This window comes from Streptococcus mitis SK575 (assembly GCF_000257865.1).
In the GTDB taxonomy this organism is placed as follows: domain Bacteria; phylum Bacillota; class Bacilli; order Lactobacillales; family Streptococcaceae; genus Streptococcus; species Streptococcus mitis_CQ.
Map to the genome: position 1 here is coordinate 19,940 of NZ_AICU01000012.1, position 24,930 is coordinate 44,869.

Below are 24,930 nucleotides of genomic sequence, written 5' to 3' on the forward strand. Positions count from 1 at the left end.
TCTAACTTTTGGGGTGCAGTTCAGGTTCTATTCAGATCTTTTTTGTTATCCTTGACATTACTGATGGCCCGTAAACCGTAGTTATAGACCCCATAAGTCGCAAAGGGCAAGAAAAATGACAAAATAATGTTGACTGAGTTGAATTAACCATAGTCAGTTCGGTCCAAGATACGCGCTACATAGGTTCCAGTTAGGATGGGAAAAATAATATTCAAGACACGAATTCCCATGTAAGATAGAGCATTTAATTTTATACTTTTCATTCAATTTACCTCGTTTTTCGTTCTATCATAAAGTCAGCTAATAAGAAATGAAGGGCAGTAATACTCTTCGAAAATCAAATTCAAACCACGTCAGCGTCGCCTTACCGTACTCAAGTACAGCTTACGGCTAGCTTCCTAGTTTGCTTTTTGATTTTCATTGAGTATAAGTCAAGTAATCACTTTGAAGTTTCAAAGCTTAATTTTAAGTTTTCTTTAAGAAAACTATATTATTCTGAAGAACTCTAAAATTTCACAGCCATTTATTGGTAATGACTACAGAATTCCAAGTCATTACTAGAAATGGACTAGTTTCTTTGAATAATGGAACTGCTTAATCCTCCTATTCTAGAACGGGAGGTCTAGTATTTCTTTTATGATAGGACTAGATTGTGGTATAATAGAGAGAATAAGTTTTTTTAGTAAGACAAAGGAGAAAATAGATGATTTATGCAGGAATTCTTGCTGGTGGAACTGGCACACGCATGGGAATCAGTAACTTGCCAAAACAATTTTTAGAGCTAGGTGATCGACCTATTTTGATTCATACAATTGAAAAATTTGTCTTGGAACCAAGTATTGAAAAAATTGTAGTTGGTGTTCATGGAGACTGGGTTTCTCATGCAGAGGATCTTGTAGATAAATATCTACCTCTTCATAAGGATCGTATCATCATTACAAAAGGTGGTGCTGACCGTAATACGAGTATTGAGAAAATCATTGAAGCTATCGATGCTTATCGTCCGCTTACTCCAGAGGATATCGTTGTTACCCACGATTCTGTTCGTCCATTTATTACGCTTCGCATGATTCAAGACAATATCAAACTTGCCCAAAATCATGACGCAGTGGACACTGTGGTAGAAGCTGTTGATACTATCGTTGAAAGCACTAACGGTCAATTCATTACAGATATTCCAAATCGTGCTCACCTCTATCAAGGACAAACACCTCAAACATTCCGTTGCAAGGACTTCATGGATCTTTATGGCTCTCTTTCTGCTGAAGAGAAAGAAATCTTGACAGATGCATGTAAAATCTTTGTGATTAAAGGAAAAGATGTGGCCTTGGCCAAAGGTGAATATTCAAATCTAAAAATTACAACCGTAACAGATTTGAAGATTGCAAAAAGTATGATTGAGAAAGACTAGTAAAATGATTAATCAAATTTATCAACTAACTAAGCCTAAGTTTATCAACGTCAAATATCAGGAAGAGGCTATTGACCAAGAGAATCATATCCTTATCCGTCCCAACTACATGGCTGTCTGTCATGCGGATCAGCGTTACTATCAAGGAAAACGTGATCCCAAGATTTTGAATAAAAAGCTTCCAATGGCAATGATTCACGAGTCATGTGGAACCGTTATTTCTGATCCGACAGGAACCTATGAGGTTGGGCAAAAAGTCGTCATGATTCCCAATCAGCCTCCTATGCAGAGCGATGAAGAATTCTATGAGAACTACATGACAGGGACCCATTTCTTGTCTAGTGGATTTGATGGCTTTATGAGAGAGTTTGTTTCTCTCCCTAAAGACCGTGTGGTGGCTTATGATACTATTGAAGACACGGTTGCAGCCATTACTGAGTTTGTTAGTGTTGGCATGCATGCCATGAATCGCTTATTGAACCTTGCTCATAGCAAGCGTGACCGAATCGCCGTTATCGGAGATGGAAGTTTAGCTTTTGTAGTTGCCAATATTATCAATTATACTTTGCCAGAAGCAGAGATTGTGGTTATTGGTCGTCACTGGGAAAAATTGGAACTCTTCTCTTTTGCTAAAGAATGTTATATTACTGATAATATTCCTGAAGACTTGGCCTTTGACCATGCTTTTGAGTGTTGTGGTGGTGATGGTACTGGACCAGCCATTAATGACTTGATTCGCTACATTCGTCCTCAGGGAACGATTCTCATGATGGGTGTTAGCGAGTATAAAGCCAATCTCAATACACGTGATGCCCTAGAAAAAGGCTTGCTCTTGGTTGGGTCCTCTCGTTCTGGTCGCATTGATTTTGAAAATGCCATCCAAATGATGGAAGTCAAGAAATTTGCCAATCGTCTTAAAAATATCCTTTATCTAGAAGAACCTGTAAGAGAAATTAAAGATATTCACCGTGTCTTTGCAACCGATTTAAACACAGCCTTTAAAACCGTGTTTAAGTGGGAAGTATAAGTGCTGGAGGTTAATTGTGGAGAAAATCATTAAAGAAAAAATTTCTTCCCTACTTAGTCAAGAAGAGGAAGTCCTCAGTGTTGAACAACTGGGGGGAATGACCAATCAAAACTATTTGGTCAAAACAACAAATAAGCAATACATCGTTAAGTTCTTTGGTAAAGGGACAGAAAAGCTGATCAATCGTCAAGATGAAAAGTACAATCTTGAACTACTTAAAGATTTAGACCTAGATGTAAAAAATTATCTTTTTGATATTGATGCTGGTATCAAAGTAAATGAGTATATCGAATCTGCGATTACGCTTGATTCAACGTCAATCAAGACCAAATTTGACAAAATTGCTCCAATATTACAAACTATTCATGCATCTGGTAAGGAGTTAAGAGGAGAATTTGCTCCTTTTGAAGAAATCAAAAAATACGAATCCTTGATTGAAGAGAAAATCCCTTATGTCAACTATGAAGCTGTTCGAGAAGAAGTCTTCTCCTTAGAGAAAAGACTGGCTGACTTAGGTGTTGACAGAAAATCTTGTCATATCGATTTGGTGCCTGAAAACTTTATCGAGTCACCACAAGGACGACTTTATCTGATTGACTGGGAATATTCATCAATGAACGATCCAATGTGGGATTTGGCTGCCCTCTTTTTAGAGTCTGAATTCACTCGTCAAGAGGAAGAAGACTTCTTGTCTCACTATGAGAGTGAGCAAACACCTGTCTCTCGTGAAAAGATTGCAATCTATAAAATTTTGCAAGATGCTATTTGGAGTCTATGGACAGTCTACAAAGAAGAGCAAGGTGCAGATTTTGGTGACTATGGTGTGAGTCGTTACCAAAGAGCTGTTAAAGGTTTGTCATATTATGGAGGTTCAGATGAAAAATAAAAATGGAGTTTCTTTTGGTCTACTCTCAGGTATTTTCTGGGGTTTAGGTCTAACGATTAGTGCTTATATCTTTTCGATTTTTACAGATTTGTCACCCTTTGTGGTGGCTGCTGCTCACGATTTCTTGAGTATCTTTATCTTACTAGCTTTTCTTTTGGTAAAAGAAGGAAAAGTTCGTCTCTCAATTTTCTTAAATATTCGCAATGTTAGTGTTATCATTGGAGCCTTATTAGCAGGCCCTATCGGTATGCAGGCCAATCTTTACGCAGTTAAGTATATCGGAAGTTCCTTAGCTTCATCGGTATCCGCTATCTATCCTGCGATTTCAGTTTTATTGGCTTTCTTCTTTTTGAAACACAAGATTTCGAGAAATACTGTGTTTGGGATTGTCTTGATTATTGGAGGGATTATTGCTCAGACCTATAAGGTTGAACAGGTTAATTCCTTCTACATTGGGATTCTCTGTGCTTTAGTTTGTGCTATTGCATGGGGAAGTGAGAGTGTTCTTAGCTCTTTTGCTATGGAAAGTGAACTGAGTGAAATCGAAGCCCTCTTGATTCGTCAAGTGACTTCATTCTTATCTTATCTTGTGATTGTGCTCTTCTCTCATCAGTCATTTGCAGAAGTGGCCAATGGACAATTGCTAGGTCTTATGATTGTCTTTGCAGCCTTTGATATGATTTCCTACTTGGCTTATTATATCGCTATCAATCGCTTGCAACCAGCCAAGGCTACAGGCTTGAACGTGAGCTATGTAGTTTGGACTGTCTTGTTTGCAGTTGTTTTCTTGGGTGCACCGCTAGATATGCTGACAATTATTACGTCACTTGTCGTCATTGCTGGAGTTTATATTATTATTAAAGAATAAAGGAGATTTGTGTGAAAGCCATTATCTTAGCAGCGGGATTGGGAACTCGCTTGCGTCCTATGACTGAAAATACCCCTAAAGCCTTGGTTCAGGTTAATCAAAAACCTTTGATTGAATACCAAATTGAGTTTCTCAAAGAAAAAGGAATCAATGACATCATCATCATCGTTGGTTACCTTAAAGAACAATTCGATTACTTAAAAGAAAAATATGGTGTTCGCCTCGTTTTCAATGATAAATACGCTGATTACAATAACTTTTACTCTCTCTATCTTGTAAAAGAAGAATTGGCTAACAGCTATGTTATTGATGCAGACAACTATCTCTTTAAAAATATGTTCCGCAATGATTTGACACGTTCGACTTATTTTAGTGTCTATCGTGAAGATTGTACCAACGAATGGTTCTTGGTCTATGGAGACGACTACAAGGTTCAAGACATTACTGTTGATAGTAAGGCAGGTCGCATCCTTAGTGGTGTATCCTTCTGGGATGCTCCAACAGCAGAAAAAATTGTCAGCTTTATCGACAAGGCTTATGCAAGTGGCGAATTTGTTGATCTCTACTGGGACAATATGGTTAAGGATAATATCAAAGAGCTAGATGTCTATGTTGAAGAATTAGAAGGCAATAGCATCTATGAGATTGATAGTGTCCAAGACTATCATAAATTAGAAGAAATTCTTAAAAACGAAAATTAAAGATTCTAACATCTGGCTAAAATAGTCGGATGTTTTTTTGATTTTTTACGAATAAATAGATGAGTAGAAAAAGAAATGGAGATATTTATGAAAATCACAAACTATGAAATCTATAAGTTAAAAAAATCAGGTTTGACAAATCAACAGGTTTTGAAGGTCCTAGAATATGGTGAAAATTTCGATCAAGAACTGTTGTTGGGTGATATTGCAGAAATATCAGATTGCCGAAATCCAGCTGTTTTTATGGAACGTTATTTTCAGATAGACGATACGCATTTGGAGAAGGAGTTTCAAAAATTTCCATCTTTCTCTATTTTAGATGACTGTTACCCCTGGGATTTGAGTGAAATATATGATGCGCCTGTACTTTTATTTTACAAGGGAAATCTTGACCTCTTGAAATTTCCAAAGGTAGCGGTTGTGGGTAGTCGTGCTTGTAGCAAACAGGGCGCTAAGTCAGTTGAAAAAGTCATTCAGGGCTTGGAAAATGAACTGGTTATTGTCAGTGGATTAGCCAAGGGCATTGACACAGCAGCGCATATGGCATCTCTTCAGAATGGCGGAAAAACCATTGCAGTGATTGGAACAGGACTGGATGTGTTTTATCCTAAAGCCAATAAACGCTTGCAAGACTACATCGGCAATGACCATCTGGTTCTAAGTGAATATGGACCTGGTGAACAACCTCTAAAATTTCATTTTCCTGCCCGTAATCGCATCATTGCTGGACTTTGTCGAGGTGTGATAGTAGCAGAGGCTAAGATGCGCTCAGGTAGTCTCATTACCTGTGAGAGGGCAATGGAAGAAGGACGCGATGTTTTTGCTATTCCTGGAAATATTTTAGATGGATTATCAGACGGTTGCCATCATTTGATTCAAGAAGGGGCAAAATTGGTCACCAGAGGGCAGGATGTGCTTGCGGAATTTGAATTTTAAGACAAAATTTCTCTTTCTAAACCAACTTTTCTTCTATATATAGGAGCTAAGTCTTGACAGTTATGGCAAAATGGTTTACACTTTATAAAGTTTATTACTTTGAAAAGGTGTGATACTGTGGCTACGGCAACAAAAAAGAAAAAATCAACAGTTAAAAAAAATCTAGTAATCGTGGAGTCGCCTGCTAAGGCCAAGACGATTGAAAAATATCTAGGCAGAAACTACAAGGTTTTAGCCAGTGTCGGGCATATCCGTGATTTGAAGAAATCCAGTATGTCCGTCGATATTGAAAATAATTATGAACCGCAATATATCAATATCCGAGGAAAAGGTCCTCTTATCAATGACTTGAAAAAAGAAGCTAAAAAAGCTAATAAAGTCTTTCTGGCGAGTGACCCGGACCGTGAAGGAGAAGCGATTTCTTGGCATTTGGCCCATATTCTCAACTTGGATGAAAATGATGCCAACCGTGTGGTCTTCAATGAAATCACCAAGGATGCGGTCAAAAATGCTTTCAAAGAGCCACGCAAGATTGATATGGACTTGGTCGATGCCCAACAGGCACGCCGTGTCTTGGACCGCTTGGTAGGGTATTCGATTTCGCCTATTTTGTGGAAGAAGGTCAAGAAGGGCTTATCAGCAGGGCGCGTACAGTCCATTGCCCTTAAACTCATCATTGACCGTGAGAATGAAATTAATGCCTTCCAGCCAGAAGAATACTGGACAATTGATGCTGTCTTTAAAAAGGGAACCAAGCAATTTCAGGCTTCCTTCTATGGAGTGGATGGTAAAAAGCTGAAACTGACTAGTAATGATGAGGTCAAGGAAGTCTTGTCTCGTCTGACTAGCAAAGACTTTTCAGTGGATCAGGTAGATAAGAAAGAGCGCAAACGCAATGCTCCTTTACCCTATACCACTTCATCCATGCAGATGGACGCTGCCAATAAAATCAATTTCCGTACTCGAAAAACCATGATGGTTGCCCAACAGCTCTATGAAGGAATTAATATCGGTTCTGGTGTTCAAGGTTTGATTACCTATATGCGTACCGATTCGACTCGTATCAGTCCAGTAGCGCAGAACGAAGCAGCAAATTTCATTACGGACCGTTTTGGTAGCAAGTATTCTAAGCATGGTAGCAAGGTCAAAAATGCTTCAGGAGCTCAGGATGCCCATGAGGCTATTCGCCCGTCTAGTGTTTTTAATACACCTGAAAGTATTGCTAAGTATCTGGACAAGGATCAGCTCAAGCTTTATACTCTTATCTGGAATCGTTTTGTAGCGAGTCAGATGACAGCTGCTGTCTTTGATACCATGGCTGTTAAATTGTCTCAAAATGGGGTTCAATTTGCTGCTAATGGTAGTCAGGTTAAGTTTGATGGTTATCTTGCCATTTACAATGATTCTGACAAGAATAAGATGTTACCAGATATGGCTGTTGGAGATGTGGTCAAGCAGATTAATAGCAAACCAGAGCAACATTTCACTCAACCGCCTGCTCGCTATTCTGAAGCGACCCTTATCAAGACCTTGGAAGAAAATGGGGTTGGACGTCCGTCAACCTACGCACCGACCATTGAAACTATTCAGAAACGTTACTATGTTCGCCTTGCGGCCAAACGTTTTGAACCAACAGAGTTGGGAGAAATTGTTAACAAGCTCATCGTTGAATATTTCCCAGATATCGTAAACGTGACCTTCACAGCTGAAATGGAAGGAAAACTGGATGATGTCGAAGTCGGAAAAGAGCAGTGGCAACGTGTTATAGATGCCTTTTACAAACCATTCTCTAAAGAAGTCGCCAAGGCTGAAGAAGAAATGGAAAAAATCCAAATCAAGGATGAACCAGCTGGATTTGACTGTGAAGTGTGTGGCAGTCCAATGGTCATTAAACTTGGTCGTTTTGGTAAGTTCTACGCTTGTAGCAATTTCCCAGATTGCCGTCATACCCAAGCAATCGTGAAAGAGATTGGTGTTGAGTGTCCAAGTTGTCATCAGGGACAAATCATTGAACGCAAAACCAAACGTAATCGCCTCTTCTATGGTTGCAATCGCTATCCAGAATGTGAATTTACCTCTTGGGACAAGCCTGTTGGTCGTGACTGTCCAAAATGTGGCAACTTCCTCATGGAGAAAAAAGTCCGTGGTGGTGGCAAGCAGGTTGTTTGTAGCAAGGGTGACTACGAAGAAGAAAAGATTAAATAAGAGGAGAGTCCTGAAAGTGAATTTCAGGCTCTTTTGGGTTGGAACTTGACAAAATTCATCATTGTATGCGAAACTAGAAGAAGATTATTTTATACTCAATGAAAATCAAATAGCAAACTAGAAACTAACCGCAGATTGCTCAAAGCACTGCTTTGAGGTTGCAGATAAGACTGACGAAGTCAGGAACCATACCTACGTCAAGGCGACGTTGACGCGGTTTGAAGAGATTTTCGAAGAGTATTAACAAGGAGAAGTTATGCGTCTTATCTATCTAATTATTGGTTTTTTATCACTGGCCTTGGCTATTGTTGGGGTTGTTTTACCCTTGTTGCCCACAACGCCTTTCCTTTTACTGTCTATTGCTTGTTTCTCAAGAAGTTCCAAGCGCTTCGAAGATTGGCTTTACCATACCAAACTCTATCAAGCATATGTAGCTGATTTTCGAGAAACAAAGTCTATTGCGCGTGAACGAAAGAAAAAAATCATCGTATCTATCTACATATTGATGGGAATTTCCATTTATTTTGCCCCTCTCTTACCAGTCAAAATCGGTCTGGGAGCCTTGACCATCTTTATCACCTATTATCTCTTTAAAGTTATTCCAGACAAAGAATAAGTAAAATTTGTAACTATTTCCCTTGATAAAAATGAAAGCAAATTCACAACAATATGATATAATAAATTCAAAGTAATCTTCAAGGAGAATTAAATGATTTACGAATTTTGTGCTGAAAATGTGACCTTACTTGAAAAAGCGATGCAGGCTGGAGCTCGTCGAATCGAACTCTGTGATAATCTTGCAGTTGGTGGGACAACACCCAGCTATGGAGTGACCAAGGCAGCAGTTGAACTGGCAGCTAACTACGATACGACCATCATGACCATGATTCGTCCACGTGGTGGCGACTTTGTTTATAATGATATGGAAATTGCTATCATGCTGGAAGATATTCGTTTGACTGCTCAGGCTGGAAGTCAAGGGGTTGTATTTGGTGCTTTAACTGCTGATAAAAAGTTGAATAAAGCTAATCTGGAGAAGCTAATTGCTGCATCAAAAGGAATGGAAATTGTCTTCCACATGGCCTTTGATGAATTGAGTGACGAAGACCAGTTGGAAGCTATTGACTGGCTCAGTCAAGCTAGTGTCACCCGTATCCTGACTCGTGCAGGTGTGTCTAGTGACTCTTTAGAGAAACGTTTCGCCCATTATCACAGAATTTTGGAATATGCTAAAGGTAAGATTGAAATTCTACCAGGTGGGGGGATTGACCTTGACAACCGTCAAACCTTTATCGACCAGCTGGGTGTAGCACAATTGCATGGTACTAAGGTTGTCTTTTAAAAAATAGAAAGGAACTGCTAGCTTTTGGTAGCAGTTTTCACTTATGTTTGAAATTTTTAAATCCTATCAGTTTAATCAAGAAAAGGCTCATGCTTATGGTTTTGTAAAAAATGCGGGAGTGTGGACCTATAGTTGCCAGATTTTGCAGGGTGACTTTATCATGACAGTCTCCATCACTGCTGATAATGTGAGTTTTCAGGTCTTTGACCAGGAAACTGGTGATCTCTATCCTCAAGTTCATATGGAAAGCATGAGGGGAAGTTTTGTAGGAAGTGTCCGTGAGGCTTGTCTGGAGATTCTTTACCAGATTCGAAAGGCTTGTTTTGAGGTACAGGATTTTATCTGTCCTCAAACTAAGCGTATCATGGCTCAGATTCAGGAAAAGTATGGCAATCAGTTGGAGTATCTATGGGAAAAATCACCTGATACGGCAGTGTTAAGACATGAAGGCAATAAAAAATGGTATGCTGTTTTGATGAGAATACCTTGGGATAGGCTGGAAAAGGGTAGAGAAGGTTTAGTCGAAGCAGTCAACCTCAAACATTATCAAGTAGTGGATCTACTTTCACAAAAGGGCATTTATCCAGCTTTTCATATGAATAAACGTTACTGGATTAGTGTGGCGCTTGATGATACTTTGTCAGATGAAATGGTACTGGAATTGATAGAAAAAAGTTGGAATTTTACTTCTAAAAAATGAAAAATTTCAAGTATTTTCAATAATTTTCAATTAGCTAAATATTCTATACTGAAGAAATTTTCAGAAAATATTTGATTTTTTCTTGACAAGTAGTTTTGTCTATGCTAAAATACTAAACAAGATATCAAACGAAGGAGAAAGTCAAACATGAAAACAGCTAAGTTTAATCAATTTGCTTTGTTGTTGAGGTACTCGGGCTAGTGCAAAAAGCATTAGTCCTGTTTGGCTTACCAAGCGGGAGTGAATCAACATCTCGCTTGGATTTCTAAGCGAGATGTTTTTTTAAAACCATATTTGGAAAAGGGGAAATCTTATGAGAACAGTTGAATTTCTAGATACCAGCCTTCGGGATGGAGAGCAGACACCAGGTGTTAATTTTTCAATAAAGGAAAAAATTGCCATAGCAAGACAGCTGGAGAAATGGGGTATTTCAGCCATCGAAGCTGGTTTTCCAGCGGCTAGCCCAGACTCATTTACGGCAGTGCAGGAGATTGCTAAGGTCTTGAAGAAAACAGCGGTGACTGGTTTGGCACGCTCTGTCAAGTCTGATATTGATGCTTGTTACGAGGCCCTCAAGGATGCCAAGTATCCACAGGTTCACATCTTTATCGCTACCAGTCCGATTCATCGTAAGTATAAGCTCAATAAGAGCAAGGAAGAGATTCTAGAAGCTATTAAGGAGCATGTTTCTTATGCCCGTTCTAAGTTTGAGATTGTCGAATTCTCTCCTGAGGATGCGACCAGAACGGAGTTGGATTTCCTCTTACAAGTCGTTCAAACAGCGGTCGATGCAGGGGCGTCTTATATCAATATTCCTGATACGGTAGGATTTACCACACCAGAGGAATATGGAGCTATCTTCAAACACTTGATTGAGAATGTCAAGACAGATCGTCAGATTATCTATTCACCACACTGTCATGATGACCTCGGAATGGCAGTAGCTAATAGCCTTGCTGCTGTCAAGAATGGTGCAGGACGTGTCGAAGGGACTATCAACGGTATTGGGGAGCGAGCTGGAAATGCTGCTTTGGAAGAAATAGCAGTGGCCCTCAATATTCGCCAAGATTACTATCAAGCAGAAACTAGTATTGTTTTAAATGAAACCATCAATACGTCAGAAATGGTTTCTCGCTTCTCAGGTATTCCAGTTCCTAAAAACAAGGCTGTGGTCGGTGGCAATGCCTTTTCTCACGAATCTGGTATTCACCAAGACGGAGTCCTTAAAAATCCTCTTACCTATGAAATCATCACTCCTGAATTAGTCGGTGTTAAGAGTAATAGTCTTCCGCTTGGAAAATTGTCTGGTCGCCATGCCTTTGTTGAGAAACTAAGAGAACTGGCCCTAGACTTTACAGAAGAGGACATCAAACCACTCTTTGCTAAGTTCAAGGCATTGGCCGATAAGAAACAAGAAATCACAGATGCAGATATTCGAGCGCTGGTCGCTGGAACTATGGTTGAAAACCCAGAAGGCTTCCACTTTGATGATTTACAACTGCAAACCCATGCAGATAATGACATTGAAGCACTCGTTAGCCTAGCTAATATGGATGGTGAGAAGGTCGAATTTAATGCGACAGGGCAAGGTTCTGTTGAGGCTATCTTCAACGCTATCGACAAGTTCTTTAATCAATCTGTCCGTTTGGTGTCCTATACCATTGATGCGGTGACAGATGGAATTGATGCCCAAGCTCGGGTCTTGGTCACTGTTGAAAACAGAGATACAGAAACCATCTTTAATGCAGCGGGTCTTGATTTCGATGTGTTGAAGGCTTCGGCTATTGCCTACATCAATGCCAATACCTTTGTTCAAAAAGAGAATGCTGGTGAGATGGGACGCAGTGTTTCTTACCGCGATATGCCTAGTGTGTAAAGGAGAAGGCTATGATAAAGAAAATAGTAGCTCTAGCAGGGGACGGAATTGGACCAGAAATCATGGAGGCTGGTTTAGAGGTCCTGGAGGCTCTAGCTAAAAAAACAGGCTTTGTCTATGAAATAGACAAACGACCTTTTGGAGGTGCAGGTATTGATGCTGCAGGGCATCCCTTACCTGCTGAAACCCTCAAGGCAAGTAGAGAAGCAGATGCCATTCTCCTAGCGGCTATCGGGAGTCCTCAGTATGATGGAGCAGCGGTTCGGCCTGAACAAGGACTGCTGGCTCTACGTAAGGAACTCAATCTCTATGCTAATATTCGCCCTGTTAAGATTTTTGAGAGTCTCAAGCATTTGTCACCACTAAAATCAGAACGAATTGCTGGGGTTGACTTTGTCGTGGTGCGGGAGTTGACAGGTGGGATTTACTTTGGAGATCATATTCTTGAAGAGCGAAAAGCGCGTGATATCAACGACTATAGCTATGAGGAAGTGGAGCGGATTATTCGCAAAGCCTTTGAAATTGCAAGAAATCGCAGAAAAATCGTTACCAGCATTGATAAGCAAAATGTGTTGGCAACATCAAAACTTTGGCGGAAAGTAGCTGAGGAAGTCGCGCATGATTTTCCAGATGTGACCTTGGAACACCAGTTAGTGGACTCAGCTGCCATGCTTATGATTACCAATCCTGCCAAGTTTGATGTTATTGTAACGGAGAATCTTTTCGGAGATATTCTCTCGGATGAATCAAGCGTTCTATCTGGCACACTTGGAGTTATGCCATCAGCCAGTCATTCTGAAAATGGACCAAGTCTCTATGAACCTATTCACGGTTCAGCACCTGATATTGCTGGTCAAGGCATTGCAAATCCTATCTCCATGATTTTATCAGTGGCCATGATGTTGAGAGATAGTTTTGGTCGTTATGAGGATGCAGAGCGTATTGAGCGTGCTGTTGAAGCTAGTTTAGCGGCTGGCATTTTAACAAGAGATATAGGTGGACAGGCTTCGACTAAGGAAATGACAGAAGCTATTATTGCAAGGTTATGAAGTTAGACGAAAGAATTACTCTAGTCCTTTTGATTTGGAATGTCATGGTTTTCTTGATTTATGGCATTGACAAATCTAAGGCAAGGAGAAGAGTTTGGCGCATCCCAGAGAAAATCTTACTTATTTTAGCCTTTACTTGTGGTAGTTTTGGTGCCTGTTTGGCAGGAATCATCTTTCACCACAAGACTCGAAAATGGTATTTTAAAACAGTTTGGTTTCTCGGAATGGTGTCCACACTAGTAGCCTTATATTTTATTTGGAGGTAATGGATGGCAGGAAAATCGATTTTTGATAAATTATGGGACCGTCATGTCATCACAGGAGAAGAGGGGCAGCCCCAACTCATGTATGTGGATCAGCACTATATTCATGAAGTGACCAGCCCTCAGGCTTTTCAAGGATTACGAGACGCAGGTCGTAGATTGAGACGACCAGAATTGACATTTGGAACCTTTGACCACAATGTCCCGACAGTCAATATCTACGATATTCGAGATGTGATTTCTAAGGCTCAAATTGATAAGCTGGCTGAAAATGTTGAGGAGTTTGGGATCGAACATGCTGCCCACGGTTCTGAAAAACAGGGGATCGTTCATATGGTTGGTCCAGAAACAGGAAGGACGCAACCAGGAAAATTCATCGTCTGTGGAGATAGCCACACAGCAACCCACGGGGCTTTCGGAGCGATCGCTTTTGGAATTGGGACCAGTGAGGTCGAACATGTCTTCGCGACACAGACTCTCTGGCAGGTCAAACCCAAGAAAATGCTGGTAGAATTCACTGGTGTTCCTCAAAAAGGAGTTTATTCTAAGGATTTCATTCTAGCCTTGATTGCCAAGTACGGCGTTGCCTGTGGTGTTGGCTATGTGGTGGAATATCGGGGACAAGCGATTGATGCACTGAGCATGGAAGAGCGAATGACTATCTGCAATATGTCCATCGAGTTTGGTTCTAAGATGGGGATTATGAATCCGGACCAAACCACCTATGACTATCTTAAGGGACGAGAATGTGTTCCAGAGGACTTTGAAGAGGCTGTGGCGGATTGGAAAACAATTGTCAGTGATGAGGATGCCGTTTATGATAAGGTTATCCAGATGGATGTCTCAGACTTGGCTCCTATGGTGACCTGGGGAACCAACCCTGCTATGGGTGTTGACTTTGACAGTAGTTTCCCAGAAATTAAGGATATGAATGATGAACGAGCCTACAATTATATGGATTTGGAACCAGGTCAAAAGCCAGCTGATATTGAACTAGGTTATATCTTTATCGGCTCTTGTACAAATGCTCGTCTCAGCGACTTGCAACTGGCTGCGCGATTTGTTGAAGGGAAGAAAATAGCTCCTAATTTAACAGCTATCGTAGTTCCAGGCTCTCGTCCTGTCAAACGAGCTGCTGAGAAGTTGGGCTTGGACAAGGTTTTCCTAGATGCTGGTTTTGAGTGGAGAGACCCAGGTTGTTCTATGTGCCTAGGGATGAATCCAGACAAGGTCCCTGATGGTGTCCACTGCGCCTCAACAAGCAACCGCAACTTTGAAGACAGACAGGGATTTGGTGCTAAAACCCACCTCTGCAGTCCAGCCATGGCAGCAGCAGCAGCTATTGCAGGGCGCTTTGTAGATGTTCGACAAATGCCAGAAGCCCAGTAAGGAGAGGATATGGAGAAATTTACAGTTTATACGGGAACGACCGTTCCTCTCATGAATGATAACATCGACACTGACCAAATCCTACCCAAGCAGTTTCTCAAGTTAATTGATAAAAAAGGTTTTGGTAAGTACCTCATGTATGCTTGGCGTTATCTGGATGACAAATATACTGAGGACCCAGACTTTGTCTTTAACCGACCTGAATATCGCAAAGCCAGTATTCTCATATCAGGGGATAACTTTGGCGCAGGATCGTCCAGAGAGGGCTCTAGCGGACTATGGTTTTAAGGTCGTAATTGCAGGATCTTTTGGTGATATTCATTACAATAATGAACTTAATAATGGCATGTTGCCTATTGTACAGCCCAGAGAGGTTCGAGAGAAACTAGCTCAGCTACAACCAAGTGACCAGGTAACTGTGGACTTGGAACAACAAAAAATCATCTCACCAGTTGGAGAATTCACTTTTGAAATTGATAGCGAGTGGAAACACAAGCTCTTAAATGGTTTGGATGATATCGGTATTACCTTGCAGTATGAAGATTTGATTGCTGCTTATGAAAAACAACGACCAGCCTACTGGCAGGATTAGAAGAAAAATAGAAAAGGAAATAGAACTATGACAAAACACATTCAATGGAACGGAACACTTTCACAAGAAGGCTATGAGATTTTAAAAGGTGAGGGCGGATGTATCGTTTGCCCTACTAAAGTTGGTTATATCATCATGACTAGCGATAAGGCAGGACTTGAGCGTAAGTTCGCAGCTAAAGAGCGTAACCGTAACAAACCAGGTGTTGTTCTCTGCGGTAGCATGGATGAGCTTCGCGCTTTAGCACAACTCAACCCAGAAATTGAAGCCTTTTACCAAAAACATTGGGACGAAGACATTCTTCTTGGTTGTATCCTTCCATGGAAACCAGAAGCCTTTGAAAAACTCAAAGCGTATGGGGATGGCCGTGAAGAACTTATGACGGACGTGCGTGGTACTAGCTGTTTCGTTATCAAATTTGGGAAAGCTGGTGAACAATTGGCTGCAAAACTTTGGGAAGAAGGAAAGATGGTTTACGCCTCATCTGCAAATCCATCTGGAAAAGGAAACCGTGGTAAGGTAGAAGGTATCGGAGAACGCATCGAAGGAGCAGTTGACCTTGTTATCGAGGCAGACGACTATGTGGCATCAATCCAGCCTGACAAAACGATTGAAACACGCTACGAGCAAGGTGTGATGGTCTCTATGGTCGATAAAGACGGCAAACTCATCCCGGAACAAGGAGGAGCACGTTCAACTTCACCAGCTCCAGTTGTGATTCGCAAAGGGCTTGACATTGATAAGATTATGATGCACCTGTCAGACACCTTTAACTCATGGGACTACCGTCAGGGAGAGTATTATTAGAATGTAGAGGAAGTGGGGAGAAAATAATCTCTCCTCTTTTTATTGTTATTTATACAATAAAATCCGAACGATATATTTTAAATTATAAAATTATTTGACAAAAACTGTACTTTGATTTATAATTAATTAAGGAAACGTCGGAAAAGGCGTAGTGATGCGAGAGCATAGGTAGGTCATTACAAAAGAAACGAGACATCGATATGTTAAATGAATTTCCAATTTTTGATTACGAAGATATTCAATTGATTCCAAATAAATGTGTGATTAAAAGCCGTGCAGAAGCGGATACAAGTGTCACTCTAGGAAATCACACTTTTAAACTACCTGTTGTGCCAGCTAACATGCAGACGATTTTGGATGAAAATGTAGCAGAGCAACTGGCTAAAGGTGGTTACTTCTACATTATGCATCGTTTTGATGAGGCAGGACGTATTCCTTTTATTAAACGCATGCACGATCAAGGGCTCATTGCTTCTATCTCTGTCGGTGTTAAGGATTATGAGTATGATTTTGTTAGCCAGCTCAAGGCTGATGCTCCTGAGTACATCACGATTGATATCGCTCATGGTCATGCAGATAGTGTGATTTCTATGATTCAACACATCAAGAAAGAATTGCCAGATACTTTTGTCATTGCTGGAAATGTGGGAACACCAGAAGCCGTTCGTGAATTGGAAAATGCTGGTGCGGATGCTACTAAGGTTGGAATCGGTCCTGGTAAGGTTTGTATCACCAAGGTCAAGACAGGTTTTGGTACAGGTGGTTGGCAGTTGGCAGCCCTTCGCTGGTGTGCCAAGGCTGCACGTAAACCGATTATTGCTGATGGAGGAATTCGTACTCACGGTGATATTGCCAAGTCTATCCGCTTCGGTGCTAGCATGGTCATGATTGGTTCCCTCTTTGCAGGACACATAGAAAGTCCAGGGAAAACGATTGAAGTCGATGGCGAACAGTTCAAAGAATACTACGGTTCAGCCTCACAATATCAAAAAGGTGCTTACAAAAATGTGGAGGGCAAACGTATCTTGCTTCCTGCCAAAGGTCATTTACAAGATACTTTAACTGAGATGGAACAAGACCTTCAAAGTGCTATTTCTTATGCAGGTGGACGTCAGGTTGCTGACCTTAAACACGTTGATTATGTGATCGTGAAAAACTCTATCTGGAATGGGGATGCTTCCCACTAAGACGGGCTATCCGTCTAGAAAAAAACTTGTTATTAGAGCAAATTTCTGTTATAATAAAACAAGTTTCCACCCTTAGTGTAATGGATATCACGTAAGATTCCGGTTCTTGAGATGGGGGTTCGATTCCCTCAGGGTGGATGTAAACATCCTAAAAAAGCCTTTAATAGGGCTTTTTGTTTACACAGCCCTAAATTGGCCCTTAAAACTGAAAATCTCTTTTTAAAGAATTCCTAAATGCTCTCCAGTCCCGTTTTAAAGTGACTCAGGGGGCTTTTTTTGATATAATAAAAAGGACTGTTATCAGTTAGAAAGAGGTTGGTATGAAAGAATTACAAACTGTACTAAAGAACCATTTTGCAATCGAATTTGCAGACAAAAATTTACTGGAGACTGCCTTTACTCATACGAGTTATGCCAATGAGCACCGCCTCTTAAAAATTTCACACAATGAACGCTTGGAATTTTTAGGAGACGCTGTTCTACAGTTATTGATTTCAGAATATCTGTATAAAAAATATCCTAAAAAGCCTGAGGGTGATTTGTCCAAACTCCGTGCCATGATTGTTCGCGAGGAGAGTTTGGCTGGTTTTGCGCGTGATTGCCAGTTTGATCAGTTTATCAAGCTGGGTAAGGGGGAAGAAAAGTCTGGTGGGCGCAATCGTGATACCATTCTTGGTGATGCCTTTGAAGCCTTTCTTGGTGCCCTCCTTTTGGACAAGGATGTGGCCAAGGTCAAGGAATTTATCTACAAAGTCATGATTCCTAAGGTTGAAACAGGCGAATTTGAAATGATTACAGACTACAAAACCCATCTACAAGAGTTACTTCAGGTCAATGGAGATGTGGCTATCCGTTATCAGGTGATTTCTGAAACGGGTCCTGCCCACGATAAGGTCTTTGATGTAGAAGTTCTTGTCGAAGGTAAGAGCATTGGTCAAGGTCAAGGTCGTTCTAAGAAATTAGCAGAGCAGGAAGCTGCCAAAAATGCCGTTGAGAAAGGGCTGGATTCATGTATTTAAAGGAAATCGAAATTCAGGGATTCAAGTCTTTTGCTGACAAGACTAAGGTCGTCTTTGATCAAGGTGTGACGGCAGTCGTTGGACCCAATGGATCTGGAAAGTCGAATATTACAGAAAGTCTGCGTTGGGCCTTGGGGGAGTCAAGTGTTAAAAGTCTCCGTGGAGGCAAGATGCCAGATGTCATCTTTGCTGGAACAGAAAGTCGCAAACCGCTCAATTATGCTTCTGTAGTTGTGACTCTGGATAATAATGATGGATTTATCAAGGATGCAGGTCAAGAAATCAGGGTAGAACGCCATATCTATCGTAGCGGAGATAGCGAATACAAGATTGATGGTAAGAAAGTCCGTCTGCGTGATATTCATGACCTTTTCTTGGATACAGGTTTGGGACGCGATTCCTTCTCAATTATTTCTCAAGGGAAGGTTGAGGAGATTTTTAATTCTAAGCCTGAGGAACGCCGTGCCATTTTTGAAGAAGCTGCAGGAGTTTTGAAATACAAGACTCGTAGAAAAGAGACAGAGAGCAAACTGCAGCAAACTCAGGATAATTTAGACCGCTTAGAGGACATTATCTACGAGTTGGATAATCAAATCAAGCCTCTTGAGAAGCAAGCTGAAAATGCTCGTAAGTTTCTGGATTTGGAAGGTCAACGCAAGGCTATTTATTTAGACGTGCTGGTTGCTCAAATCAAGGAAAATAAGGCTGAACTAGATTCGACAGAAGAAGAGTTGGCTCAGGTTCAGGAACTTTTGACGAGCTACTATCAAAATCGTGAAAAATTAGAAGAAGAAAATCAAACTCTTAAAAAGCAACGCCAAGATTTACAGGCTGAAATGGCTAAAGACCAGGGCAGTTTGATGGACTTGACTAGTCTGATTAGTGATTTAGAGAGAAAATTAGCCCTATCGAAATTAGAATCTGAGCAAGTAGCTCACAATCAACAGGAAGCACAAGCTCGTTTGGCTGCTTTGGAAGATAAGAGAAAATCACTCAGCAAAGAAAAATCTGATAAGGAAAGCTCTTTGGCACTTTTAGAGGAAAATCTAGTCCAAAATAATCAAAAACTCAATCGTTTAGAAGCTGAATTACTGGCTTTTTCAGATGATCCTGATCAGATGATTGAGCTTTTACGTGAACGCTTTGTAGCTCTTTTACAGGAAGAAGCAGATGTCTCAAACCAACTGACTCGTATTGAGAATGAGTTGGAAAATAGCCGTCAGCTTTCTCAAAAACAAGCAGATCAACTACAAAAACTGAAAGAACAGCTGGCTACAGCTAAAGAGAAGGCTAGTCAGCAAAAAGAAGAGCTTGAAACTGCCAAGGAGCAGGTTCAGAAATTATTAGCAGACTATCAAGTCTGTGCTAAGGAACAAGAGGAGCAAAAATCTTCCTATCAAGCTCAACAAAGTCAACTCTTTGACCGTCTGGACAGTCTTAAAAACAAGCAGGCTAGAGCTCAAAGTTTGGAAAACATCCTGAGAAATCACAGTAACTTTTATGCAGGTGTTAAGAGTGTTCTTCAAGAAAAAGACCATCTTGGCGGAATTATTGGTGCAGTCAGTGAGCACCTGACTTTTGATGTGCATTATCAAACTGCTCTAGAGATTGCGCTTGGCGCCAGCAGTCAGCATATCATCGTAGAAGATGAAGAGTCGGCAACCAAGGCGATTGATTTCCTCAAACGCAACAGAGCCGGTCGTGCGACCTTTCTTCCATTGACGACTATCAAGGCGCGTACGATTTCTAGTCAGAACCAAGATGCGATCGCTGCAAGTTCAGGATTTCTGGGCATGGCAGATGAGTTAGTTACTTTCGATACTAGACTGGAAGCTATTTTCAAGAACTTGCTAGCTACGACGGCCATCTTTGATACCGTAGAACATGCGCGTGCAGCAGCTCGCCAAGTTCGTTACCAGGTTCGTATGGTGACTTTAGATGGGACAGAGTTGCGCACAGGTGGTTCCTATGCAGGTGGAGCCAATCGCCAGAATAACAGCATTTTCATCAAGCCAGAACTGGAGCAATTACAAAAAGAAATTGCTGAAGAAGAAGCAAGTCTTCGTTCAGAAGAGGCGACTTTGAAGACCTTGCAAGATGAGATGGCTAGATTGACCGAATCATTAGAAGCTATCAAATCTCAAGGAGAGCAGGCTCGTATTCAGGAGAAAGGCTTGTTCCTCGCTTATCAGCAGACCAGTCAGCAAGTCGAAGAATTAGAAACTCTTTGGAAACTCCAAGAAGAGGAATTAGATCGTCTTTCTGAAGGAGATTGGCAAGCAGATAAGGAAAAATGCCAAGAACGCCTTGCTACTATTGCCAGTGACAAGCAAAATCTGGAAGCTGAGATTGAAGAGATTAAGTCTAACAAAAATGCCATTCAAGAACGCTATCAAAACTTGCAGGAAGAGGTAGCGCAAGCTCGCCTGCTTAAGACAGAACTGCAAGGGCAAAAACGTTATGAAGTAGCTGATATTGAGCGTTTAGGCAAAGAATTGGACAATTTAGATATCGAACAAGAGGAAATCCAGCGCCTTCTTCAAGAAAAGGTTGACAATCTTGAGAAAGTTGATACAGAATTGCTCAGTCAACAGGCGGAAGAAGCCAAAATGCAGAAAATAAATCTCCAACAAGGTTTGATTCGTAAGCAGTTTGAGTTGGATGATATCGAGGGTCAACTGGATGATATTGCTAGTCATTTGGATCAGGCTCGCCAGCAGAATGAAGAGTGGATTCGCAAGCAAACTCGTGCTGAAGCCAAGAAAGAAAAGGTCAGCGAGCGCTTGCGCCATCTACAAAGTCAATTAACAGACCAGTATCAGATTAGCTATACAGAAGCTTTAGAAAAGTCTCATGAGTTGGAAAATCTCAATCTGGCGGAGCAAGAGGTTAAAGATTTAGAGAAGGCTATTCGCTCACTGGGTCCTGTCAATTTGGAAGCTATTGAACAGTATGAAGAAGTCTACAACCGTCTGGATTTCCTAAATAGCCAACGTGATGACATTTTATCAGCTAAAAACTTGCTGCTTGAAACCATTACAGAGATGAATGATGAGGTCAAGGAACGCTTTAAATCAACCTTTGAAGCTATTCGTGAATCCTTTAAAGTGACCTTCAAGCAGATGTTTGGTGGAGGTCAAGCAGACCTGATTTTGACTGAGGGAGACTTGCTGACAGCTGGGGTTGAGATTTCAGTCCAACCACCAGGTAAGAAAATTCAGTCGCTTAACCTCATGAGTGGTGGTGAAAAAGCCTTATCAGCTCTTGCTTTGCTCTTCTCTATCATTCGAGTTAAGACTATCCCGTTTGTTATCTTGGATGAGGTAGAGGCTGCACTGGATGAAGCTAATGTTAAGCGTTTTGGGGATTACCTCAATCGATTTGACAAGGACAGCCAGTTCATCGTTGTAACCCACCGTAAAGGAACCATGGCAGCGGCTGATTCCATCTATGGAGTGACCATGCAAGAGTCAGGTGTCTCAAAAATTGTTTCAGTTAAGTTAAAAGATTTAGAAAGTATTGAAGGATGACAATTAAACTAGTAGCAACGGATATGGACGGAACTTTTCTAGATGGAAACGGACGCTTTGATATGGATCGCCTCAAGTCTCTCTTGGCTTCCTACAAGGAAAAAGGGATTTACTTTGCGGTGGCTTCGGGGCGCGGATTTTTATCTCTAGAAAAATTATTTGCTGATGTTCGTGATGACATTATTTTCATCGCGGAAAATGGCAGTTTGGTCGAATATCAAGGTCAAGACTTGTATGAAGCGACTATGTCTCGTGACTTTTATCTGGCAACTTTTGAAAAGCTGAAAACGTCACCTTATGTAGATATCAATAAACTGCTCTTGACGGGAAAAAAGGGAGCTTATGTTCTAGATACGGTTGATGAGACCTATTTAAAAGTGAGTCAGCACTATAATGAAAATATTCAAAAAGTAGCGAATTTGGAAGCTATCACAGATGACATTTTCAAATTTACAACCAACTTCACAGAAGAAACGCTAGAAGCTGGAGAAGCTTGGGTCAATGAACATGTTCCTGGTGTTAAGGCCATGACAACTGGCTTTGAATCTATTGATATTGTTCTGGACTATGTCGATAAGGGTGTGGCTATTGTTGAATTAGCTAAAAAACTTGGCATCACAATGGATCAGGTTATGGCTTTTGGAGACAATCTTAATGACTTACACATGATGCAGGTTGTGGGACATCCTGTAGCTCCTGAGAATGCACGACCAGAAATTTTAGAATTAGCAGAAACTGTGATTGGTCACCATAAGGACCAGTCGGTTATAGCTTATATGGAGGGTTTATAATGGCAGATATAAAATTGATTGCATTGGACTTGGACGGGACCTTGCTGACTACTGATAAAAGGCTGACGGATCGTACCAAGGCAACCTTGAAAGCTGCGCGTGATCGTGGTATCAAGGTCGTTTTGACAACTGGTCGTCCCTTAAAAGCTATGGATTTCTTTCTCCATGAGCTAGGGACTGACGGTCAAGAAGATGAGTATACGATTACTTTTAATGGTGGTTTGGTTCAGAAAAATACAGGTGAAATCCTTGATAAAACAGTCTTTTCATATGATGATGTGGCACGCTTGTATGAAGAAACAGAGAAATTATCACTGCCTCTTGATGCCATCTCAGAAGGAACTGTTTATCAAATTCAATCCGACCAAGAAAGTCTTTATGCCAAATTTAATCCAGCTTTGACTTTTGTTCCAGTGGACTTTGAAGACTTGTCTAGTCAAATGACCTACAATAAATGCGTGACTGCCTTTGCTCAAGAACCCTTGGATGCAGCCATTCAGAAGATTTCTCCAGAATTGTTTGACCAATATGAAATCTTTAAATCACGTGAAATGTTGCTAGAATGGTCACCAAAGAATGTTCATAAAGCAACAGGTTTAGCAAAACTAATCAGCCATCTTGGAATTGACCAAAGTCAAGTGATGGCATGTGGTGACGAGGCCAATGACCTTTCTATGATTGAGTGGGCAGGACTCGGTGTTGCCATGCAAAACGCTGTTCCTGAAGTCAAGGCAGTCGCAAATGTGGTGACTCCAATGACCAATGATGAGGAAGCTGTCGCCTGGGCTATCGAAGAATATGTGCTAAAGGAGAACTAAGATATGGGATTATTTGACCGTCTATTCGGAAAAAAAGAAGAACCTAAAATCGAAGAAGTTGTAAAAGAAGCTCTGGAAAATCTTGATTTGTCTGAAGATACGGAGCCTGCTCTTACAGAAGTTGAGGAAGTTCCTCAAGAAGAAGCAGCAATTGAAAGTTCTGAAGAAGTTGCGCTCCAAGAAGAGGAAAATCAAGATACAGTTGAAGAAAGTCAGGATTCAGAGCCAGCTGTAGAGGTTCATCAAGAAGAAGTCGAAGTATTACCAAACTCAGAAGAAGTCACAGAGGAAGAGAAGACTGAGCTTCTAGAGACTGTAGAAGAAAATAGTTCTGAAGTGCTTGAACCAGAAATGACTCAAGCAGAAGAAACTGTTCAGGAAAAATATGACCGCAGTCTTAAGAAAACTCGTACAGGCTTCGGAGCTCGCTTGAACGCTTTCTTTGCTAATTTCCGTTCTGTTGACGAAGAATTTTTCGAGGAACTGGAAGAACTGCTCATCATGAGTGACGTTGGTGTACAGGTCGCTTCTAATTTAATTGAGGAACTACGCTACGAAGCCAAGCTTGAAAACGCCAAGAAACCTGATGCACTTCGCCGTGTCATCATTGAGAAATTGGTTGAGCTTTATGAAAAGGATGGCAATTACGATGAACGTATCCACTTCCAAGATGGCTTGACAGTCATGCTCTTTGTTGGTGTGAATGGTGTTGGGAAAACAACTTCTATCGGAAAACTAGCTCACCGCTACAAAGAAGAAGGCAAGAAGGTCATGCTGGTTGCGGCAGATACCTTCCGTGCGGGGGCAGTAGCCCAGCTTGCTGAATGGGGCCGTCGTGTGGATGTTCCAGTTGTGACGGGACCTGAAAAAGCTGACCCAGCCAGTGTAGTCTATGATGGCATGGAACGTGCCGTGGCTGAAGGTATCGATATTCTCATGATTGATACTGCTGGTCGTTTGCAAAACAAGGACAACCTCATGGCTGAGTTGGAAAAGATTGGCCGTATCATCAAACGTGTTGTGCCAGAAGCCCCTCATGAAACCTTCTTGGCACTTGATGCATCAACAGGTCAGAATGCCTTGGTACAGGCCAAAGAATTTTCAAAAATCACTCCTTTAACAGGAATTGTCTTGACTAAGATTGATGGAACTGCTCGAGGTGGTGTTGTTCTAGCCATCCGTGAAGAACTCCATATTCCTGTAAAATTGATTGGTTTTGGTGAAAAAATCGATGATATTGGAGAATTTAACTCAGAAAACTTTATGAAGGGTCTCTTGGAAGGCTTAATCTAATATTTTGATTTTTAAAAATGTGGAGATGTATTTATGAAATATATTAGTTGGAATAAAATTACCAAAGTTAGCTTGACAGGTTTATTAATATGTGGGGCAACTTTATGTGAAAAAGCTCAAGCTGAAGAGAATAATAACTATTCGGGTGTAACGGAAAATTTGATTAATACTACTGTCGATGTTGATCCACCTGAATTTGTATCTCTAACTTCAGATAAGACAGAAGTGAGATCAGGTGAA

General features: G+C 40.9%; 22 protein-coding genes, 1 tRNA gene and 2 pseudogenes. 24 read left to right on the forward strand and 1 reads right to left on the reverse strand.

All coding sequences use genetic code 11. The annotated features are described in order from the left end of the window. Nucleotides 1-23: 23 nt before the first annotated feature. Nucleotides 24-263: pseudogene (locus HMPREF1048_RS12535) on the reverse strand (lipopolysaccharide biosynthesis protein); the annotation flags it as partial. Nucleotides 264-703: 440 nt separating this feature from the next. Between HMPREF1048_RS12535 and HMPREF1048_RS03790 the strand changes: the two are divergent. From HMPREF1048_RS03790 to HMPREF1048_RS03910, 24 genes and pseudogenes are all read left to right on the forward strand, one after another. Next, nucleotides 704-1,411 (forward strand): IspD/TarI family cytidylyltransferase, encoded by a 708-nt coding sequence (locus HMPREF1048_RS03790; RefSeq protein WP_000638487.1) that lies wholly within the window; start codon nucleotides 704-706, stop codon nucleotides 1,409-1,411. Nucleotides 1,412-1,415: 4 nt separating this feature from the next. Continuing rightward, on the forward strand, nucleotides 1,416-2,438 hold the full coding sequence (locus HMPREF1048_RS03795) for a ribitol-5-phosphate dehydrogenase (RefSeq protein WP_000609881.1): 1,023 nt from the start codon (nucleotides 1,416-1,418) through the stop codon (nucleotides 2,436-2,438). A gap of 16 nt (nucleotides 2,439-2,454) precedes the next feature. Then, complete coding sequence (locus tag HMPREF1048_RS03800) at nucleotides 2,455-3,324, forward strand: phosphotransferase family protein (RefSeq protein ID WP_000411220.1); 870 nt, start codon at nucleotides 2,455-2,457, stop codon at nucleotides 3,322-3,324. After that, a complete protein-coding gene (locus HMPREF1048_RS03805) occupies nucleotides 3,314-4,192 on the forward strand; it encodes a DMT family transporter (protein WP_000791830.1) in 879 nt (292 codons plus the stop codon). The genes HMPREF1048_RS03800 and HMPREF1048_RS03805 overlap by 11 nt, the downstream gene beginning before the upstream one ends. Nucleotides 4,193-4,203: 11 nt before the next feature. Next, complete coding sequence (locus HMPREF1048_RS03810; protein ID WP_000643974.1) at nucleotides 4,204-4,893, forward strand: sugar phosphate nucleotidyltransferase; 690 nt, start codon at nucleotides 4,204-4,206, stop codon at nucleotides 4,891-4,893. Nucleotides 4,894-4,980: 87 nt separating this feature from the next. After that, nucleotides 4,981-5,829, forward strand: a complete 849-nt coding sequence (dprA, locus tag HMPREF1048_RS03815) for a DNA-processing protein DprA (RefSeq protein ID WP_000705321.1) — start codon at nucleotides 4,981-4,983, stop codon at nucleotides 5,827-5,829. Between the two features lie 117 nt (nucleotides 5,830-5,946). Then, nucleotides 5,947-8,034 carry a type I DNA topoisomerase gene (gene topA, locus HMPREF1048_RS03820; protein WP_000179655.1) on the forward strand — a complete coding sequence of 696 codons (2,088 nt, stop codon included), beginning with the start codon at nucleotides 5,947-5,949 and terminating at the stop codon, nucleotides 8,032-8,034. Between the two features lie 256 nt (nucleotides 8,035-8,290). Continuing rightward, nucleotides 8,291-8,650, forward strand: coding sequence for a YbaN family protein (locus HMPREF1048_RS03830; protein WP_001237214.1), 360 nt, complete (start codon nucleotides 8,291-8,293; stop codon nucleotides 8,648-8,650). A 93-nt stretch (nucleotides 8,651-8,743) separates the two neighbouring features. Continuing rightward, on the forward strand, nucleotides 8,744-9,376 hold the full coding sequence (locus tag HMPREF1048_RS03835) for a copper homeostasis protein CutC (RefSeq protein ID WP_000638801.1): 633 nt from the start codon (nucleotides 8,744-8,746) through the stop codon (nucleotides 9,374-9,376). Nucleotides 9,377-9,419: 43 nt separating this feature from the next. Beyond that, a complete protein-coding gene (locus HMPREF1048_RS03840; RefSeq protein WP_000461579.1) occupies nucleotides 9,420-10,076 on the forward strand; it encodes an MmcQ/YjbR family DNA-binding protein in 657 nt (218 codons plus the stop codon). 313 nt (nucleotides 10,077-10,389) lie between these two features. Further along, nucleotides 10,390-11,952 (forward strand): 2-isopropylmalate synthase, encoded by a 1,563-nt coding sequence (locus HMPREF1048_RS03845; RefSeq protein ID WP_001261082.1) that lies wholly within the window; start codon nucleotides 10,390-10,392, stop codon nucleotides 11,950-11,952. Nucleotides 11,953-11,963: 11 nt separating this feature from the next. Continuing rightward, entirely contained in the window at nucleotides 11,964-13,001 is a 1,038-nt protein-coding gene (gene leuB, locus HMPREF1048_RS03850) for a 3-isopropylmalate dehydrogenase (RefSeq protein WP_000592049.1), read from the forward strand. Further along, entirely contained in the window at nucleotides 12,998-13,267 is a 270-nt protein-coding gene (locus HMPREF1048_RS03855) for a DUF1294 domain-containing protein (protein WP_000762450.1), read from the forward strand. Before leuB ends, HMPREF1048_RS03855 begins: the two co-directional genes overlap by 4 nt. A 3-nt stretch (nucleotides 13,268-13,270) precedes the next feature. Continuing rightward, on the forward strand, nucleotides 13,271-14,653 hold the full coding sequence (leuC, locus tag HMPREF1048_RS03860) for a 3-isopropylmalate dehydratase large subunit (RefSeq protein ID WP_000907581.1): 1,383 nt from the start codon (nucleotides 13,271-13,273) through the stop codon (nucleotides 14,651-14,653). 9 nt (nucleotides 14,654-14,662) lie between these two features. Further along, a pseudogene (gene leuD, locus HMPREF1048_RS13400) lies at nucleotides 14,663-15,245 on the forward strand (3-isopropylmalate dehydratase small subunit). 27 nt (nucleotides 15,246-15,272) lie between these two features. Next, complete coding sequence (locus HMPREF1048_RS03870; protein WP_000160517.1) at nucleotides 15,273-16,052, forward strand: L-threonylcarbamoyladenylate synthase; 780 nt, start codon at nucleotides 15,273-15,275, stop codon at nucleotides 16,050-16,052. 200 nt (nucleotides 16,053-16,252) lie between these two features. Further along, a complete protein-coding gene (locus HMPREF1048_RS03875) occupies nucleotides 16,253-17,239 on the forward strand; it encodes a GMP reductase (protein ID WP_000931164.1) in 987 nt (328 codons plus the stop codon). 66 nt (nucleotides 17,240-17,305) lie between these two features. Continuing rightward, nucleotides 17,306-17,377: transfer RNA gene (locus HMPREF1048_RS03880), tRNA-Arg, on the forward strand. Between the two features lie 182 nt (nucleotides 17,378-17,559). Further along, complete coding sequence (gene rnc / locus HMPREF1048_RS03885; protein ID WP_000661484.1) at nucleotides 17,560-18,258, forward strand: ribonuclease III; 699 nt, start codon at nucleotides 17,560-17,562, stop codon at nucleotides 18,256-18,258. Then, the gene (gene smc / locus HMPREF1048_RS03890) at nucleotides 18,249-21,788 is read left to right on the forward strand and encodes a chromosome segregation protein SMC (protein WP_000280967.1); all 3,540 of its coding nucleotides are present in this window, start codon (nucleotides 18,249-18,251) and stop codon (nucleotides 21,786-21,788) included. The genes rnc and smc overlap by 10 nt, the downstream gene beginning before the upstream one ends. Beyond that, entirely contained in the window at nucleotides 21,785-22,579 is a 795-nt protein-coding gene (locus HMPREF1048_RS03895; RefSeq protein WP_000153018.1) for a Cof-type HAD-IIB family hydrolase, read from the forward strand. Before smc ends, HMPREF1048_RS03895 begins: the two co-directional genes overlap by 4 nt. After that, nucleotides 22,579-23,397: a Cof-type HAD-IIB family hydrolase gene (locus HMPREF1048_RS03900; RefSeq protein WP_000763444.1), complete on the forward strand. Its 819-nt coding sequence runs from the start codon at nucleotides 22,579-22,581 to the stop codon at nucleotides 23,395-23,397. Before HMPREF1048_RS03895 ends, HMPREF1048_RS03900 begins: the two co-directional genes overlap by 1 nt. Nucleotides 23,398-23,400: 3 nt before the next feature. Continuing rightward, nucleotides 23,401-24,690: a signal recognition particle-docking protein FtsY gene (ftsY, locus tag HMPREF1048_RS03905; protein WP_000522308.1), complete on the forward strand. Its 1,290-nt coding sequence runs from the start codon at nucleotides 23,401-23,403 to the stop codon at nucleotides 24,688-24,690. Nucleotides 24,691-24,723: 33 nt separating this feature from the next. After that, a partial coding sequence (locus HMPREF1048_RS03910; protein ID WP_000875260.1) for a hypothetical protein occupies nucleotides 24,724-24,930 on the forward strand: 207 nt, incomplete at its 3' end.

Excerpts from the sequence above, each read along its gene's own strand:
- HMPREF1048_RS03835 (WP_000638801.1), top strand. The coding sequence starts at position 8,744 with ATGATTTACGAATTTTGTGCTGAAAATGTGACCTTACTTGAAAAAGCG.
- ftsY (WP_000522308.1), top strand. The coding sequence starts at position 23,401 with ATGGGATTATTTGACCGTCTATTCGGAAAAAAAGAAGAACCTAAAATC.
- HMPREF1048_RS03795 (WP_000609881.1), top strand. The coding sequence starts at position 1,416 with ATGATTAATCAAATTTATCAACTAACTAAGCCTAAGTTTATCAACGTC.
- HMPREF1048_RS03895 (WP_000153018.1), top strand. The coding sequence starts at position 21,785 with ATGACAATTAAACTAGTAGCAACGGATATGGACGGAACTTTTCTAGAT.
- smc (WP_000280967.1), top strand. The coding sequence starts at position 18,249 with ATGTATTTAAAGGAAATCGAAATTCAGGGATTCAAGTCTTTTGCTGAC.
- HMPREF1048_RS03805 (WP_000791830.1), top strand. The coding sequence starts at position 3,314 with ATGAAAAATAAAAATGGAGTTTCTTTTGGTCTACTCTCAGGTATTTTC.
- HMPREF1048_RS03845 (WP_001261082.1), top strand. The coding sequence starts at position 10,390 with ATGAGAACAGTTGAATTTCTAGATACCAGCCTTCGGGATGGAGAGCAG.
- leuC (WP_000907581.1), top strand. The coding sequence starts at position 13,271 with ATGGCAGGAAAATCGATTTTTGATAAATTATGGGACCGTCATGTCATC.
- leuB (WP_000592049.1), top strand. The coding sequence starts at position 11,964 with ATGATAAAGAAAATAGTAGCTCTAGCAGGGGACGGAATTGGACCAGAA.
- HMPREF1048_RS03840 (WP_000461579.1), top strand. The coding sequence starts at position 9,420 with ATGTTTGAAATTTTTAAATCCTATCAGTTTAATCAAGAAAAGGCTCAT.
- HMPREF1048_RS03870 (WP_000160517.1), top strand. The coding sequence starts at position 15,273 with ATGACAAAACACATTCAATGGAACGGAACACTTTCACAAGAAGGCTAT.
- HMPREF1048_RS03830 (WP_001237214.1), top strand. The coding sequence starts at position 8,291 with ATGCGTCTTATCTATCTAATTATTGGTTTTTTATCACTGGCCTTGGCT.
- HMPREF1048_RS03900 (WP_000763444.1), top strand. The coding sequence starts at position 22,579 with ATGGCAGATATAAAATTGATTGCATTGGACTTGGACGGGACCTTGCTG.
- dprA (WP_000705321.1), top strand. The coding sequence starts at position 4,981 with ATGAAAATCACAAACTATGAAATCTATAAGTTAAAAAAATCAGGTTTG.
- HMPREF1048_RS03790 (WP_000638487.1), top strand. The coding sequence starts at position 704 with ATGATTTATGCAGGAATTCTTGCTGGTGGAACTGGCACACGCATGGGA.
- HMPREF1048_RS03855 (WP_000762450.1), top strand. The coding sequence starts at position 12,998 with ATGAAGTTAGACGAAAGAATTACTCTAGTCCTTTTGATTTGGAATGTC.
- HMPREF1048_RS03875 (WP_000931164.1), top strand. The coding sequence starts at position 16,253 with ATGTTAAATGAATTTCCAATTTTTGATTACGAAGATATTCAATTGATT.
- rnc (WP_000661484.1), top strand. The coding sequence starts at position 17,560 with ATGAAAGAATTACAAACTGTACTAAAGAACCATTTTGCAATCGAATTT.